Annotated in this window: 7 protein-coding genes; 5 read left to right on the top strand and 2 right to left on the bottom strand. The window is 73.0% G+C overall.

The genetic code is table 11. The features are described from left to right. Positions 1 to 78 precede the first annotated feature (78 nt). The 5 genes from OG559_RS06025 (at position 79) to OG559_RS06005 (ending at position 10,350) form a co-directional block, all read left to right on the top strand. On the top strand, positions 79 to 2,325 hold the full coding sequence (locus OG559_RS06025) for an MMPL family transporter (protein WP_405113273.1): 2,247 nt from the start codon (positions 79 to 81) through the stop codon (positions 2,323 to 2,325). A gap of 107 nt (positions 2,326 to 2,432) precedes the next feature. Beyond that, a complete protein-coding gene (locus OG559_RS06020) occupies positions 2,433 to 3,656 on the top strand; it encodes a cytochrome P450 (RefSeq protein ID WP_405113271.1) in 1,224 nt (407 codons plus the stop codon). Between the two features lie 45 nt (positions 3,657 to 3,701). Beyond that, entirely contained in the window at positions 3,702 to 8,684 is a 4,983-nt protein-coding gene (locus tag OG559_RS06015; protein ID WP_405113269.1) for an amino acid adenylation domain-containing protein, read from the top strand. A gap of 44 nt (positions 8,685 to 8,728) precedes the next feature. After that, on the top strand, positions 8,729 to 9,010 hold the full coding sequence (locus OG559_RS06010) for an acyl carrier protein (protein WP_405113267.1): 282 nt from the start codon (positions 8,729 to 8,731) through the stop codon (positions 9,008 to 9,010). Continuing rightward, positions 9,007 to 10,350, top strand: coding sequence for an NAD(P)/FAD-dependent oxidoreductase (locus OG559_RS06005; protein ID WP_405113265.1), 1,344 nt, complete (start codon positions 9,007 to 9,009; stop codon positions 10,348 to 10,350). Before OG559_RS06010 ends, OG559_RS06005 begins: the two co-directional genes overlap by 4 nt. 165 nt (positions 10,351 to 10,515) lie before the next feature. Here the strand turns inward: OG559_RS06005 and OG559_RS06000 are convergent, their stop codons facing one another. Further along, the gene (locus OG559_RS06000; RefSeq protein WP_405113263.1) at positions 10,516 to 15,642 is read right to left on the bottom strand and encodes a type I polyketide synthase; all 5,127 of its coding nucleotides are present in this window, start codon (positions 15,640 to 15,642) and stop codon (positions 10,516 to 10,518) included. 38 nt (positions 15,643 to 15,680) lie between these two features. Further along, entirely contained in the window at positions 15,681 to 16,730 is a 1,050-nt protein-coding gene (locus tag OG559_RS05995) for a ketoacyl-ACP synthase III family protein (protein ID WP_405113261.1), read from the bottom strand. Positions 16,731 to 16,745 lie beyond the last annotated feature (15 nt).

Here is a 16,745-nt window from a genome sequence, read left to right as displayed (position 1 = left end):
CCGGACAGACATTCGGGTCGGTACGAGCGTCGCCCCCAGAACAACGAATCAGTCTCGTACGAGAAGGGGATGACGTCTGTGTCCATCGAAGCTGTGCGTCGTACCGACGAATCGCCGCCCCGGGAAACTGTCGTCGAACGTGTGGCCGGCTGGTCGGTCCGACACCGCTGGCCGGTGTTCCTCGGCTGGCTCGGCCTGGTGGTGGTGGCCCTGCTCGGCAGTTCCCTGGTCGAGGGCAACGGCGCGCCCGCCCACGATCCAGGCGAGTCCGGCGTGGCTCAGCAGGCATTGCGCGACCAGTCGCAATACCTGCCCATCCGGGAGAACGTGCTGATCCGTTCGCGGACGGCGGCCATGACCAGGTTCCAGGACGACCCGGCCCTGAGAGCCGCCGCGGCCGACACGGTGACGGCGCTGCGACAGCTCTCCTCCGCGGTGGCCGACATCAAGTCGCCGCTGGATGCGGCTGCGACCGGACAGGTGTCGTCCGATGGCCGTGCCGGCCTGGTCACCTTCATCGTCGCCGGCCCGAACGACGCGATGATCGACAACTACCACGCGACGAAGCAGGCCGTCGACGCCGTGGCCGCCCGGCATCCCGACGTCCTGGTGGCGCAGGCCGGCGACCAGAGCCTGTCGGCCACGGTCGACAACGCGATCAAAGAGGACTTCACACGGGCCGAGTCGACCTCGCTGCCCCTGACCATCCTCATCCTGCTGCTGGTCTTCGGGTCACTGGTCGCGGCCGGCATCCCGTTGCTGCTGGCCGCGACCACGGTGGCGGCCACGATGAGCTTGCTGTCGGTGATCGATCAGGTGCTACCCATCAACAGCGCCACCTCGTCGATGATCCTGCTCGTCGGGGTCGCGGTGAGCGTCGACTACTCGTTGTTCTACCTACGACGCGAACGCGAGGAACGGGCCGCCGGCCTGGAGACCGGGCCCGCGCTGCGGGTGGCCGCCCGGACCTCGGGCCACGTCGTGATCGTCTCCGGCCTGACCGTCATGCTCTGCGTGGGCGGCCTCTGGCTGACGGGGCTGGACAACTTCCGGGGCCTGACCGTCGGCACGTTCACGGTCGTCGGCCTCGCGGTCGTCGGGTCGGTGACCGCCCTGCCGGCCCTGCTCGCCATCCTCGGACACCGGGTGGACCGGGCTCGCGTGCCGTGGCTGGGTCGTCGGCGTACCACAGCGCGTGAGTCACGACTGTGGACCACGATGGCCCGCGCGGTGGTCCGACGCCCGGTGCTCTGGGGCGTGGCGGCGGTCCTGCTGCTCGTCGGCCTGTCGATCCCCGCGTTCGGCATGCGCCTCCAGGATGCCGGTCCGACCAACAGCCTGCCGCGCAGCATGCCCGCGGTGGACGGTGCCGTCCGCATGCAGCAGGCGTTCCCCGGCTCGGCCGCACCCGAGCAGGTGGTGGTCTGGGGCGTCGACGTGACCGGCCCCGCGATCACCGCCGCCACCGCACAACTGCGTGCCCGCGTGGCGTCCAGCGGTGGTCTGCTGCACGAACCGGTGTCGGTGATGCGGGTCGACCAGGCCCTGGTGGTCCGTGTCCCGCTCGACGGCGACGGTACGAACGACCGGTCCAACCAGGCGCTGCGCACGCTGCGGGAGGACGTGCTGCCGGCGACGTTCGGGCAGGTGCCCGGGGCGCGGTTCGCGGTGACCGGCAAGACCTCGTTCGCCTACGACTTCACCAACCAGGTACGCGACCGGCTGACCGTCGTGTTCGCCTTCGTCCTGGTGCTGGCGTTCGTGTTGCTGGCCGTGGCGTTCCGGTCCTGGGCGCTGCCGCTGGTGTCGATCGTGCTGAACCTGCTCTCGATCGGTGCCGCGTACGGGGCGCTGACCTGGGTCTTCCAGGGCGGCCACCTGGAGGGGTTGTTCGGCTTCCAGGCCTACGGCGGGATCACCGACTGGCTACCGCTGTTCGTCTTCGTCCTGCTGTTCGGCCTGAGCATGGATTACCACATCTTCATCCTCAGCCGAATCCGGGAACGCCGCAGCGCCGGCGCCACCAGCCGCGAGGCGATCGTGAGCGGCATCGGTGCCAGCGCCGGCGTGGTGACCAGCGCCGCGGCCATCATGATCGGCGTGTTCTCGGTCTTCGTGACGCTGTCGGCGATCGAGTACAAGATGCTCGGGGTCGGGATGGCGGTCGCGATCCTGATCGACGCCACCGTGGTACGCGGCGTGCTGCTGCCGGCGGCCCTGGCCCTGCTGAACGACCGTGCCTGGTCGCGCCGCGACCGGCGCGAGGCGCACCGGGACGAGCCGGCAGGACCGGCGAAGCCGAGGATCGCCGAGCACCTGCACTGAGCACCGCCCACCCCGTGCCCCGCGCCCACGGTCGCGGGGCACAGGCGCGGTACGGAACGGATAGACCAGGTACCGAGAAAATATAGTCCGGCCCGGACGCTGAAGAGGTGACTGACGCCCAGGCCACGACGAGGCCACCGAGCCTGCTCGCCCTCTACGACCCGCAGTGGGAGGCCAACCCCTACCCGCTCTACCGCCAGCTGCGGTCGGGCGGCGCCGTCGGCTGGGACGAGTGGATGCGTACCTGGCTGGTTCTCGGCTACGACGAGATCGTCAGCCTGTCCAAGGACGACCGCGTCACCGGCGCGCGGATCGAGTCTTTCTACGCGCAGCTCCCGGCCGCCGCCCAGGCGGAGATCGCCCCGCTGAAGTCGGCGTTGGCCGACATGATGCTCTTCAACGAGCCGCCCCGGCACACCCGGCTGCGTCAGCTCATCAAGCCGGGCCTGACGCCCCGGTTCATCCGGCAACTCCGGCCGCTGGTCGAGGAGATCGCCGACGAACTGCTGGACCAGGTCGTCCCTAGCGGGCGCATGGACGTCATCCGCGACTTCTCCGAGCCGCTCACCCGGCGCGTCGTGGGACGGCTGGCCGGCGTGCCAGACCACGCGTTGCACCTGCTGCGGGACTGGCCGGGCCTGCTCCACGAGTTCTTCACCCAGTCGCGCAAGGCGGTGCCGCGCCTCACCGCGCTGCGGGCGGTCTTCGACGCCGACATCGAGGCCCGCCGGGCCGGCGACGCCCAGGACCTCTTCAGCGAGATGATCGCCGGGCAACTGGCGCGGGCCGACTACACCGACGAAGAGATCTTCGCGAACTTCCTGCTGCTCATCGACGCCGGTCAGGCCACCACCACCCACCTCATCGGCAACGCCGTCCTCGCCCTGGTCGACCACCCCGACGAGCAGCGGCGGCTGCGGGAGCAGCCCGAGCTGTCGGCCGGCGCCGCACACGAATTCCTGCGCTACGACAGCCCCGTGCAGTTCACCTCCCGGGTCGCGCTCGACGACATCGAGATCGCCGGCTGCCACATCCGGCAGGGCGACTCGGTCACTCTGGTGCTCGGATCAGGCAACCGCGATCCCGAGCACTACGCCGACCCGGACCGGCTCGACGTGACCCGCCGGGCCGCCGACCAGCTGTCCTTCGGACACGGCATCCACTACTGCCTCGGCGCCGCCCTGGCCGTCACCGAGATCGACGTCGGCCTGGCGGCGTTGCTGCGCCGGGCCGGCGACCTGCGCCTGGTCGACGCGAAGCCGGACTGGCTGGAGAGCGTCAACTTCCGCTTCCTCCAACGGCTGCCGATCACCTTCACCCCGCTCGGCTGAGTACGAACCGCGCACCCGCCACGGCAACCACCCGAGGAGATCGACATGACTGGTGTGCAGGACCGCACCCACCCCGTACCGACGTCGGCGCTCGTGGCGCGGCACGCCTCGGCGACGCCCAACGCGGTGGCCCTGACCGACGACGATCGCGCGGTCACGTACGCCGAACTGGACAGCCAGGCGAACCGGTTGGCGCACCTGCTCAGGGAGCACGGGGTCGAGCCCGGTCAGGCCGTGGGGGTGTGCCTGCGCCGCCGCGTCGAGCTGGTGATCGCGCTGCTCGCCGTGTGGCGGGCCGGCGGGGCGTACGTCCCGCTCGCCCCCGACCAGCCGGCCCAGCGGATCACCGCCCTGCTCGCCGACACCGGCGCCGGGCTGGCCCTCACCGAAGCCGACGCCCAGGCGCCCGTCGAGGCCGCCGGCGCAAAGGCTCTCGTGCTGGCCGAGGCCCTCGCCGCGGCCAGTGGCTGCTCGGCGCAGCCGCCCGCCGTACCGGTCGGTGGTGATCACCCGGCGTACGTGCTGTTCACCTCGGGTTCGACCGGTCGCCCGAAGGGCGCGATCATCACCCGCCGGGGTCTGGACAACCAACTGGCCTGGCGGGTCCGCTGCCACGACCTCACCGCCACCGACCGGGTGCTGGTCAAGACTCCGTTCACCTTCGACGCGGCGGGCTGGGAGCTGTTCGCGGCGCTGCGGTGCGGCGGCACCGTGGTGCTCGCCCCGGACGGTGCCGAACGCGACCCCGCGCTCCTCGTCCGGGTGATCGCCGACAGCGGCGCCACCGTGGTACAGGTCGTGCCGTCGCTGCTGCGTGCCCTCGTGGAGGAGGCCGGCTGGCAGCGGTGCACCGCGCTGCGGGTGCTCTCCTGCGGTGGCGAGCAGTTGCCGGCGGAACTCGTCGGACGGTTCCTCGCCGCGGTCGAGGACAACCCGCAGCCGGTGGCGGTGTGGAACACCTACGGCCCGACCGAGTGCGCCATCGACGCGCTCGCGTACGAGGTCGACCCGTTCCAGCGGACCGGTCCCGTGGCGATCGGCCACCCGATCGACGGCGTGCGGGCGGTGCTCGGCGACTGCGACGAGCACGCGGCCGACGGCGTCGACCAGGGCGAACTGTGCCTGGCCGGCGTCGGCCTCGCACACGGGTACCTCAACGACCCGGTGCTCACCGCGCAGCGGTTCGTGCCCGACCCCGCCGGCGGTGGGCGCCGGCTGTACCGCACCGGTGACCTGGTCCGCCGTCGGGCGGACGCCAGCCTGGAGTTCCTCGGCCGGCTCGACCACCAGGTCAAGGTCAACGGGGTACGCATCGAGCCCGGCGAGATCGAGGCGGTGCTACTGCGCCACCCCGGCGTACGCGCGGCGGCCGTCACCGCGTACGCCACGCCGAGCGGCACCCGGCAACTGGCGGCGTACGTCGTCCCGGCGGCCGGCACGGAGGTGCCCGCGTTGGACGGTTTCCTCGCGGCGCGGCTGCCCGCCTCGCACCTGCCCGCCGCCGTCGTGCCGTTGCCGGCCCTGCCGAGCACCCCGAGCGGCAAGGTGGACCGGAAGGCGCTGCCCGCACCCGGCACCGGCGGCACGGCCGGCCCTGCGGGCACACCGGACGAACGGCGGGTCGCGCGACTCTGGCACGACGTGCTCGGCGTCGAACCGCTGCACCGCGACGACGACTTCTTCCGGCTCGGCGGTTCCTCGTTGCAGCTGGCCCAGCTCGCCAACCGGCTGCGGGCCGCGTACGGCCGGCCGGTGCCGCTGGCGGCCCTGCTGTCACCGGCCACCGTGGCCCGGCACGCCGAGGTGGTCGGGGACGGGCGGCACGGCTACCACCCGATCGCCGCGGCTTCCCGTACCGGCGGACTGCCGCTGTCGCACGGGCAGCAACGGCTCTGGCTGCTGGACCGGCTCGATCCGGGCAGCCGGGAGTGGGTGTCGGGCATCTTCCTCACCGTGCCGGGCGGCGTGTCCGACGCCGCCGTGCAGGAGGCCCTGGACGCGCTGGCCGCCCGCCACGAGTCACTGCGCACCCGGTTCGCCGTCGAGAACGGCGAGCCGGTGCAGTACGTCCAGGCGCCCCGCCCGGTGCAGCTGCGGACCGTCGCGGTGCCGCGCGAGCGCCTCGCCCAGGTGCTCACCGAGGCGACCGGGGAAGGGTTCGACCTTACGGCCGGCCACCTCGTGCGGGCGCTGCTGCACCGGGACCCGGCAGCCGACCCCGACGCGGACCGCACGCTCGTGCTGCTCGTACACCACATCGCCAGTGACGGATGGTCTTCGGCGATCCTGACCCGGGAGTTCGGTGCGCTGCTGGCCGGCCATGGGGAAGCGCTGCCCGAGCTGCCGATCCAGTACGCCGACTTCGCCGTCTGGGAGCGCGCGGGCGTCGACTCGGACGCCCGCCGCGCCGAGCTGGCCCGCTGGCGGGAAGAGCTGGCCGGGGCCACGCCGACCGAGCTGCGCACCGACCGGCCCCGGCCGGCGACCCGCGACAGCGCCGGCGCGGTCGTCCCGTTCCTGATCCCGCAGCCGCTCGCCCAGTCCCTGTCCGAGCTGGGCCGCGGGAGCGACGCCACCCCGTTCATGACCGCGCTGACCGCCTTCGCCGTGTTGCTGGGCCGGTACACCTGCGACTGGGACGTCGTGGTCGGCGCACCGGTGGCGGGACGCAGCCGGCCGGAGACCGAGGGTGTGGTCGGATTCTTCCTCAACAGCGTGGTGTTGCGCTGCCGCCTCGACGCGGCGATGACCGTGGCCGAGGCGCTGGAGCGGGTCCGCGACGTCTGCAAGGTGGCACTCGCCCATCAGGGCCTGCCCTTCGACCAGTTGGTCGCCGAGTTGGCGCCCGCACGCGACGCCGCCCGCACCCCGCTCTACCAGGTCGCCTTCGACTTCCACGGCGCCGAGCTCAGCGGTGCGCCGGACGACCCCGACGACCTGGACACCCTGGTGAACGCCTCCCGGGTCGCCAAGACCGACCTCACGCTCTACCTGCGACCACAGGGGGACGGCGCGATGGTGGGCCTGCTCGAGTACGCCACCGCGCTGTTCGACCGCGAGACCGTCGAACGGATGAGCCGGCATCTGCTGCGGCTGCTCACCGCGATCTGCGCCGACCCCTCGCTGCCCCTGGCCGAGCTGGACTTCCGGCCCGAAGACGAGCGGCGGGCGCCGGCGGGACACCAGGCGGCCCCGGCGCGTACGGGTGACATCACCGTCCTGAGCGGCTTCGAGCGCCAGGCCGCCGACACCCCGGCAGCGATCGCTCTCGCCGCCGATCAGGGCGACCTGACGTACGCCGAGGTGGACGCCGCCGCCAACCGGCTGGCGCGGCACCTGCGGTCGCGGGGCGTCGGACCGGAATCGACCGTCGGCGTCCTGCTCGACCGGGGGCCCGCGCTGGTCGTGGCGTTCCTGGCGGTCTGGAAGGCCGGGGCCGCCTACCTGCCGCTCGATCCGCAGGCCCCGCCGGCGTGGGTGCGGATCGTGCTCGCCGACGCCGACGGCCGGCTGCTGCTCACCGAGGGCGTCCACCGCGGCCGGCTCGGGGACGAGGCCGGCGACCCGCCCGTGGTGGTCGTCGACCGGGACTCGGCGGCGATCGAGGCGTACGACGCCGGACAGCCGCGGTGGATGGTCGAGCCCGACTCGCTGGCGTACGTCGTCTACACCTCGGGCTCGACCGGGCGTCCCAAGGGCGTGCAGGTCACCCACGCCGGCCTGGCCAACCACGTCACGTGGGCGGTGCAGGACCTCGCCGCTGAGGGGGACGGCGGCGCGCCGGTGTTCCTCTCCGTAGCGTTCGACCTCGTCGTGCCGAACCTGTGGGCACCGCTGCTGGCCGGCCAGGCCGTGCGGCTGTTGCCGCAGGACCTGGACCTCACCGAGCTGGGCGGCCGGCTCCTGGCGGCGGCGCCGTTCTCGTTCATCAAGCTGACCCCCGGATTCCTGGACATCCTGCGCCACCAACTGGACGAGTCACAGCTCGCCGCGCTGGCCACGACGATCGTGGTGGCCGGTGAGGAACTGCCCGTGCCGCTGGCCGACACCTGGGCCGCCGCGCTCGGCCCACAGCGGCTGATCAACGAGTACGGGCCGACCGAGACGACGGTCGGTGCCAGCATCCACCCGGTGACCGCCCCCGTTCGCGGCGAGCGCGTGCCGATTGGCGGTCCGCTGCCCGGCGTCACCCTCCAGGTGCTCGACGCTCGGCTGGTGCCCCAGCCGATCGGGGTGGTCGGCGAGCTGTACGTGGGCGGCCTGGGCGTCGCTCGCGGCTACGTCGGCAGGCCCGACGCGACCGCCGAGCGGTTCCTGCCCGACCCGTCGGGGCCGCCGGGATCGCGGTTCTACCGCACCGGCGACCTCGCCTGCCTGCGGCCGGACGGCACGGTCGAGTTCCTCGGCCGCGCCGACGATCAGGTCAAGGTGCGCGGCTACCGGGTCGAGTTGGGCGAGGTGACCGCGGTGCTGCGCGAGCATCCGGCGGTCCGCACCGCCGCCGTCGTGGTCGACGGTGGCGGTGACACCACCACCCTGGTCGCGTACGTCGTGTCGGCCGAACCGGCGTCGGCGGCCGACCTGGCTGCCGAGCTCACCGCGTTCTGCGCGGAGCGGATGCCGGCCCACCTCGTGCCGGCGGTGATCGTGCCGCTCGACGAGCTGCCGCTGACCGCCAACGGCAAGCTGGACCGCCGGGCGCTGCCACCGGCGGTGCGGCCCGGCGGGGACCCGGCGGGGACCGCGCTCCACGGCGTCGTGCAGGAGCGGGTCGCCGAGATCTTCGCCGAGCACCTCGGGGTGCCCGTCGACGCCGGCACGCACTTCTTCGCCAGCGGTGGCAATTCGATTCTCGCCATCCGGGTGATCGCCGCCGTCCAGGTGGCCTTCGACGTGGCCCTGTCGATGCGCGCGATCTTCGACGGCGACACGGTGGCGGAGATCGCCGCGGCGGTGGAGGCAGCGATCGAGGCCGAGATCGCCGAGATGTCCGACGAGGAGGTCGTCGCCAGCAGCGCGGACGTGTGAACCAGACGGAGTGTTTCGCAAGGGCGGATAGGGAGGGCTTCTGCATGCCCGAGGACAACTACCAGGTGGCGATCGTGAACTTCCTACGTGAGGAGTTTCCCGACGCCACCGACGATGGCCAGATCACGGACACCACCCCGCTCATGGAGTCGGGGGTGCTCGACTCGCTGCGGATCGCCGTCCTCATGACGTTCATCCGGGACCGGCTGGGTCTGCTCGTGCCCCTCGAGAAGATCGATGCCCGGAACTTCGCCGACGTGCGGTCCATCGCGGCCATGCTGCGCGACGCGGAGCCGGTGCCCGCACCCTCGGGAGGTCGCCGGTGAAGACCGACTACGACGTGGTGGTCGTCGGCGGCGGCCCGGCGGGCTCCACGATGGCTTCCTACCTGGCCCAGGCCGGCATGTCGGTGGCCGTGATCGAGGGTGCCACCTTCCCGCGGGAGCACGTCGGCGAGTCACTGGTGCCGGCAACCACACCGGTGCTGGTCGAGATCGGCGCGCTCGGCAAGATCGACGAGGCGGACTTTCCGAAGAAGTACGGTGCGTCCTGGACATCCGGGCTGTCCGGGTACATCCCGCTGCTCGGCCACCAGGGGCTCAGCCACGGCTGGACCGCGGACATCCAGTTCGTCGAGCGCAACCAGCCGGGCGTGGACCGGGACTACACCTTCCACGTCGACCGGGGACGGTTCGACGCCATCCTGCTCAAACACTCGCAGGAGAGCGGCGCGACCGTCTTCAACGGCATGCGGGTGCGGCGCGTCGACTTCAGCGACCCGCAGTTCGTGACGGTGGAGTGCAGCGTCGGCCCGCGCACGGTCGAGTACACCGCACGAATGGTGGTGGACGCGTCCGGACGGCAGACATTGCTCGGCCGTCAACTCCGGACCAAGGTCGCCGACCCGGTTTTCGACCAGTACGCCGTGCACACCTGGTTCGAGGGGCTCGACCGCGCGGCCCTCGCACCGAGCGAGGCGCAGGTCGACCACATCTTCGTGCACTTCCTGGCCGTCAAGGACAGCTGGGTGTGGCAGATCCCGATCACCGACCGGGTCACCAGCATCGGGGTGGTCAGCCAGAAGGCCCGCTACCGTGAGTTCGACGGTGACCAGGAGGAGTTCTTCTGGGAGATGGTGTCCAGCCGCCCGGAGCTGCGCGATGCGCTGAAGAACTCGCGGCAGGTCCGACCGTTCAAGACCGAGGGCGACTACAGCTACTCCATGAAGCAGATCTGCGGCGACCGGTACGTGCTGATCGGGGACGCGGCGCGTTTCGTCGACCCGATCTTCTCCAGCGGGGTCAGCGTGGCCCTCAACAGCGCTCGGATCGCCGCCCAGGACATCATCGCGGCGCACCAGGCGGGTGACTTCGGCAAGGAGCGGTTCGCCCGGTACGAGCAGAAGCTACGCCGCGCGGTCACGTACTGGTACGAGTTCATCTCCATCTACTACCGGCTGAACGTACTGTTCACCGCGTTCGTGCAGGACCCGCGCTACCGCATCGACGTGCTGAAGATGCTGCAGGGCGACGTGTACGACGGTGAGGAGCCGAAGGCGCTGGCGGCCATGCGGGAGGTGCTGGCCACGGTCGAGAGCAATCCCGAGCACCTGTGGCACAAGTACCTCGGCACGCTGCGGGCGCCGACCGCGGCGCCCAGCTTCTGATCCCTACCGTCGGGGCCGGAGCGGGAGAGCCTTTCCCGCTCCGGCCCCGGCGGCTGCCCGTGGGTGGGGGCCGGGCCCGGGGGGTCCCCGGCTGGGGACGATCAAAAAGGTAACGGGCAGCCGACGGCCGCCGGGCGGGAGCCCGGCGGCCGTTTGCGGCTGGGATCAGGCGGTGGTGAGCCGGCCCGCCAGATGGTCGGCGATACCCGCGATGCTCGGCTGCTGCCAGAGGAGGGACGTCGGTAGCGGGTGGCCGAAGCGCTTCTCCAGCCGACGCCGGATCACGATGGTCATCACCGAGTCGAGCCCCTGCTCCACCAGGGACCGGCGCAGGTCCAGGGCCGCGGCGGGCATCCGCATCTCGGCGGCCACGTCGCCGCGTACCGCCTCCAGCAGGCGCTCCCGCAGCTCGTCGGGCGCGAGGCCGACGAGACCGCTGTCCTCCGTGCTGGCCGGCGCGGCCCGCTCGGTACGCACCAGCTCGCTGAGCACCGTCAGTGGCTCGGTGACCTCCGCCGTGGACGACCCGCGCAGCACCGTGACGTGGCCCGGCCCGCGGCGCTCGGCGAAGTCCCACGCGGCGAACGCCTCGGCCGGGGAGATGGCCGTGACACCCCGCGCGCGCAGCTCCCGGTCGACGGTCTCGTTGACGGCCATCCCCTGTCCCCGCCACGACGTCCAGCCGATGCTGAGCGCGTCCCCCCGGTGCACGGCGAGCGCGTCCAGGAACGCGTTCGCCGCCCCGTACGACGCCTGGCCGGGAAGCCCGAGCAACTGGCCGCAGGAGGAGAAGAGCACGAAGAAGTCGAGGCTGCCGGGCGGGAAGGCCCGGTGCAGCGCCCACGCGCCGTCCACCTTGGGGCGCAGCACCCGCCGCAGCGAGTCCTCGTCGACCGAATGGGCCATCCGGTTGTCGAGAACGCCGGCGGCGTGCACGACACCGCGTATCCGGGGCAGGCCGAGCGCGTCGGACGTGAGCGCTGCGAGCACGGCGTCCGCGTCGGCCACGTCCAGGCTGACCACCTGGACGGTGACCCCGAGGCTCTCCAGGTCCCGCACGCCACGGATCCGGCGGGTCAGCTCCGCGTCGGACGGCTCGTCCCAGTCGGCGCGCGGCGGCAGGCCCTGCCGGCCGGCCAGCACGAGGCGCCGCGCGCCGTGCTCGGCCAGCCAGCGGGCGATGTCGAGCCCGAGCGCGCCGAGCCCGCCGGTGACCAGGTAGGTGCCGTCGGCCCGGCAGGCCAGCGGGCCGCGTACCGGTTCCCGCTCGGTACGGATCAGGCGGGCGGCCCGCGCCACCCCGCCCCGGACGGTCACCACGGCCTCCCGGTGGACGGCGCGCAGCACCGCCAGCAGCGTCCGGGCCTCGGCGCCCGGGTCGTCGGCGGGCAGTTCGACCACGCCGGCCCACCGGTCGCCGTACTCGCCGGCGAGGACCCGGCCGAGCCCCCAGAGGGGGGACTGGGCCAAGGCGTCCGGCCGGACGCTCTCCAGCACGCCGGTGGTGACGCACCAGACGCGGCGGTCCGGTGCCGTGTCGTCGTCGAGGAGCCGCCGAGCCGTGTCCAGCACGGCCCAGGTGTCCTCTGCCGCCCGGGCGGGCACCTCCTCCGTCGCCTCGGAACCGGCCACCAGCAGCACGTCCCGCGCGCCGGCAAGGTCGTCCGGGTCGGCACCGACGTGCACGACCGCCCCGGCGGCGCGCAGCGCGTCAGCCAACACGGCGGTCCGTGCCAAGGCGCCGACCAGCACCAGTTCCCGGCCCGGCCCGGCCGTCTCGTCGAGGGTCAGCGGGCGCCAGTCCAACTCGTGCACCAGCTCGAACGGCGGCGCGGCGGCGACGGCGTCGTCGTCCAGGGCGCCGTAGCGCAGGTTGGTGAACTCGGCGTGGCCGTCGTCGCCCACGCCTTTCACCCGCACGTCGAGGCGGTTGGGCATGGTGGGGTCGACCACGACGTGGATGTCGGCGGTCGCCGGCGGCGTGCCGGTGATCCGGACCCGGTCGACGCCGGCCACCAGGCGCAGGGTGGGCTTCCCGGGCAGCGCCACCGGCGCCACGGACAGCGCGGCGTCCAGCACGGCCGCCCAGGTGACGGCGGGCCCCACCGCGACCCGGGCCCGCAGACCGCCGTCGCCGCGCAGCAGTTCCTCGACCTCCCAGGTGAAGGCCATGGTGGGTACGCCCACGCCGGCCAGATGCTGCCGTACGCCGCCGGGGTCGCTCGCCCGCAGCCGGACCCGGGGCGGCGGCTCGGCCCGGGCGCCGTCGTCCGGCCCGGCGCTCGCGGTGGCGTGGACGAGCCAGGCGCCGCCGCCCTCGGCCTCGCGGGAGGCCAACCGCAGGCCGGTGTCGTCCCGGACCACCTGGATCTCCCGGCGCGCGCCGACGACCAACGGCATCCGCAGCGACACGTTGGTCAGGACGGTGGCCGTGTCGCCGGCCGCGCCGAGGAAGGTGGTGAGGTACACCGCCGCCGGGGCGATCTCGACGCCGCCGACGGTGTGGCTCCCCGGGTAGGGGCGGCTCGCCTCGTCCAGGTTGGTGCGCCACACGGTGAACTCGGCAGGGCCGGCCACGGTGGACGGCCCACCGAGCAGGGTGTGTGACCCGGGGTCGTGCTGACGGCCGGCGGCCTGGCCGGGCACGGCGGTCCTGAACCAGTGCGACTGGTGCTGCCAGCGGATGCCGGGCAGGTCGACCAGGCCACCGCCGGGTTGCAGGCGGTCCCAGTCCACCGCCACACCGTGGCAGTGCGCCAGGCCGGCGGCGGCCAGCAGCGTCGCCTGTTCCGGCTGGTCGCGCCGCAGGCTGGCGCCGACGAACGCGTCGTGGACCTCGGCCTCGGCCAGCGTCTCGCGGATCGAGTGGGCGACCACCGGATGCGCGGAGATCTCCAGGAACGCCCGGTAGCCGTCCTCGGCGGCGGCACGGATGGCGTCCGCCAGCCGGACCGGTTGGCGCAGGTTCGTGGCCCAGTACGTCCCGTCCAGCACCCCGGTGCTCCGGCTGTCGAGCAGCGCCGTGCTGTACATCGGCAGTCGTGGCCTGCCGCTGTCCAGGTCGGCGGCCGCGGCGATCAGGTCGGTCAGGAGAGGCTCCATCTGCGGACTGTGGAACGCCACGTCGGAGGAGACCCGCCGCATGGCGACGTCCTCGTCCCCCCACCGCTGGATCAGCTCCTCGATCGCCGCCGGCGCACCGGAGAGCACGGTCGACAACGGCGACGCCGCGATGCCGGCGACCACGTCGTCGCGGCCGCGCAGCCGGTCCTCGACCTCGGCGAACGGCAGCGCCGCCATGGCCATCGCACCCCGGCCGGCCACCCGACGCAGCAGCCGCGACCGTCTGCAGCTGAGTCGAGCGCCGTCGGCGAGACTGAGCGCCCCGCAGGTGACGGCCGCCGCCAGCTCGCCGACCGAGTGACCGATGACGGCGTCCGGCCGTACCCCGAAGCCGCGCCACACCGCGGCCAGCCCGACCTGGACCGCGAAGATCATGGTCTGGATTCGGTCGACGGAGTCCAGATCGCCGTCGAGCAGCACCCGCCGGGGTGAGAAACCCATCTCCGCTTCGAAGATCGGCTCCAGCTCGTCGATGACCGCGGCGAAGGCCGGCTCGGTGGTGAGCAGTTCCCGGCCCATCCCGACCCACTGCGCGCCGTGCCCAGAGAAGACCCAGACCAGGCCGCTGCCAGGCCCGTCGCCCGGGGTGCCGCGTACCGCGCCACGGTCCTGCTCGCCGTCGGCGAGCAGCCGCAGCCGCGCGGTCAGCTCGGCCTGGTCGGCGGCGACCACCGCCGCGCGGTGCGACAGGTGGGAGCGGCGTACGGCCAACGTGCGCCCCACCGCGGCGAGGTCCCGTACGCCGTCGGAGAGCCAGTCGGCGAGCCCGCCGGCGTACGCGGCGAGAGCCGCCGGGGAGCCCGCCGAGACGGGGTAGAGCAGCCCGGTGTCCCGTACCGCGTCGGATGCCTCGGCGGGGGCGGGCTGCGGGGCCTGTTCCAGGACGACGTGCCCGATCGTGCCGCCGTAGCCGAAGCCGGAGACGCCGCAGCGGCGCGGGCCGTTTCGTTCGGGCCACGGCGTCCGTTCGGTGACCACGCGCAGCCCGGAGGCGGCCCAGTCGATCCGCGGGTTCGGCTCGTGCAGGTTCAGGCTCGGTGGCAGCTCACCGTGGTGCAGCGCCAGGGACGCCTTGATCAGGCTGGCGATGCCGGCGCCTGCCTCCAGGTGGCCGATGTTGGGCTTGACCGACCCGATCAGGCAGGGCTCGTCCGCGGGACGGTCGCGGCCGTAGACGGCGCTCATCGCGCTCGCCTCCAGCGGGTCGCCCAGCCGGGTGCCGGTACCGTGCGTCTCGACGTAGTCCACCGATCCGGCCGCGACGCCGGCCCGGCGGCACGCCTCGACCAGCAGTTCGCGCTGCGCGTCGCCGTTGGGCGCCATGATGCCGCCGGTCCGCCCGTCCTGGCGTACGGCGCTGCCCCGGATGACGGCGAGGACGCGGTCGCCGTCGCGCTGCGCGTCGGAGAGCCGCTTGAGGACCAGAATGCCGCCACCCTCGCCGCGCCCGTACCCGTTGGCCTCGGCGTCGAACGGCTTGCACCGGCCGTCGGGGGCGGTGGCGCCGGCCGCCTGCAGGGTGAGCGTCAGGGCCGGTGAGACGATCAGGTTCACCCCGCCCACCAGGGCGACCCGGCACTCGCCGTCGCGCAGTGCCTGGGTGGCCAGGTGCGCGGCGACCAGCGACGCCGAACACGCCGTGTCCACCGCGACGCTCGGGCCGTGCAGGTCGAGCGCGTACGAGATGCGGTTGGCCGCCGCGCACATGGCGCTGCCGATGCCGGTCCACGCCTCGATCGAGGGCAGATCCTCCAGCATCCGACGCCCGTAGTCGTCGGAGCCGATGCCGACGAACACGCCGGTGTCGCCGCCGGCCAGGTCCCGCGGCGCGATGCCGGCATGCTCCAGCGCCTCCCAGGTCACCTCCAGCAGCAGCCGCTGCTGCGGGTCCATCAGCTCCGCCTCGCGCGGCGAGAGCCCGAAGAACGCGGCATCGAAGCCCTCGATGTCGCCCAGGAACCCGCCGGGCACGGTGGCCTGGCGGGCGGCGGCAGCCTGGTCCGGCCCCGCGTCCAGGTACGCCTCCCACCGTTCGGCGGGTGGCTCGCAGATACCGTCCCGGCCGGCGACGAGCAGCTCCCAGAAGTCGTCCGCTGAGTAGACGCCGCCCGCGAATCGGCAACCGGCGCCGATCACGGCCACCGGTTCGATGTTGTCGCGCGTATCCACGTTGTGTCTCCTCGTGTCGACGGGCCGCGCGGCCGGTGTCAGCCGAGCCAGGGCGCGGTGTGTTCGATGCGCACTACCGCGCAGGACAGCGTCACGCCCGGTCCGACCCCGAGCATGAGCAGATGGTCACCGGGTTCCAGGGCGCCGGTGGTGAGCAGGTGATCCAGCGCCACGATCTGGTCGCTGGCGCCGAGGTGGCCGACCGTACGGCCGAAGTCCCAGGTGGAGCGCGACATGGCGAGGCCGAGCGCGGCCATGCACCGCTGTTCGACGATCTCCCGCGAGTAGTTCATGTACGCCACCCGGGTCACGTCGCCGATGTCGATGCCCGCCTCGTCGAGCGCCCGCTCGACGACCATGAGCGTCCGCTGGTGGATGCGGACCAGCGCCGCCGTGCCGGTGCCGTCGGCCAGCACCTCTCGTTTGAAGTCGGCGTTGCGGGCGGTGAAGTCCAGTGGCCGCCCGACGGTCGGCCCGGGTGGGAAGAGCGGTTCGTCGCCGCGGTGCATCTTCTCCGCCTCGGGCACCGCGACCGCGCAGACGGTGAGCAGCCGGGCGAACGACGGCTCGGTGCTGAGCAGGACCGCGCTGGCGCCGTCCCCGGCGACGTAGCCGGGACCCATCCGCCACCGGTCGATCAGCGGGGTGCCGAAGTTGTCCGCGGCCACGAGCAGCGCGGAGCGTGGCCGGTCGCCGCTCGTGCCGGCGAGGTAACCCGCGCCCAACTCCAGCGCGCCGAACATGCCGTTGCAGCCCTGCCGCACCTCCACTGCGAGCAGGTCGCCACCGAGCAGGTGACGTTGCAGGTGGTACTGCGGCTGCCAGCCGTCCGGTCCCTGATACCAGGAGTCGGCGTACAGCAGCAGTCCCACGTCGGTGGGGGAGTGCCCGGACCGGTTGATGGCCTCCCGGGCGGCGCGCAGCGCCATCTCGGGCGCCGGCAGGTCACCGGCCACCGCCGCGCCGGCGAGCTGGTGCAGCTCCACCTCCCCGGCCGGATAGCGTCCGGCCGCGACGGCCTGCTCGATGGGTACGGTCTCGGGGACGTAGGTGCCGAGGCCCTTGACGAAGATGTCCGGCGTACGCACGACCGGCGAGCTCCT

This window comes from Micromonospora sp. NBC_01405, assembly GCF_045040155.1.
In the GTDB taxonomy this organism is placed as follows: domain Bacteria; phylum Actinomycetota; class Actinomycetes; order Mycobacteriales; family Micromonosporaceae; genus Micromonospora.
This window is presented reverse-complemented; position numbering and strand designations above follow the sequence as displayed.

Coding starts and splice junctions, on each gene's coding strand:
- OG559_RS06015 (WP_405113269.1), top strand. CDS start 3,702: ATGACTGGTGTGCAGGACCGCACCCACCCCGTACCGACGTCGGCGCTC.
- OG559_RS06010 (WP_405113267.1), top strand. CDS start 8,729: ATGCCCGAGGACAACTACCAGGTGGCGATCGTGAACTTCCTACGTGAG.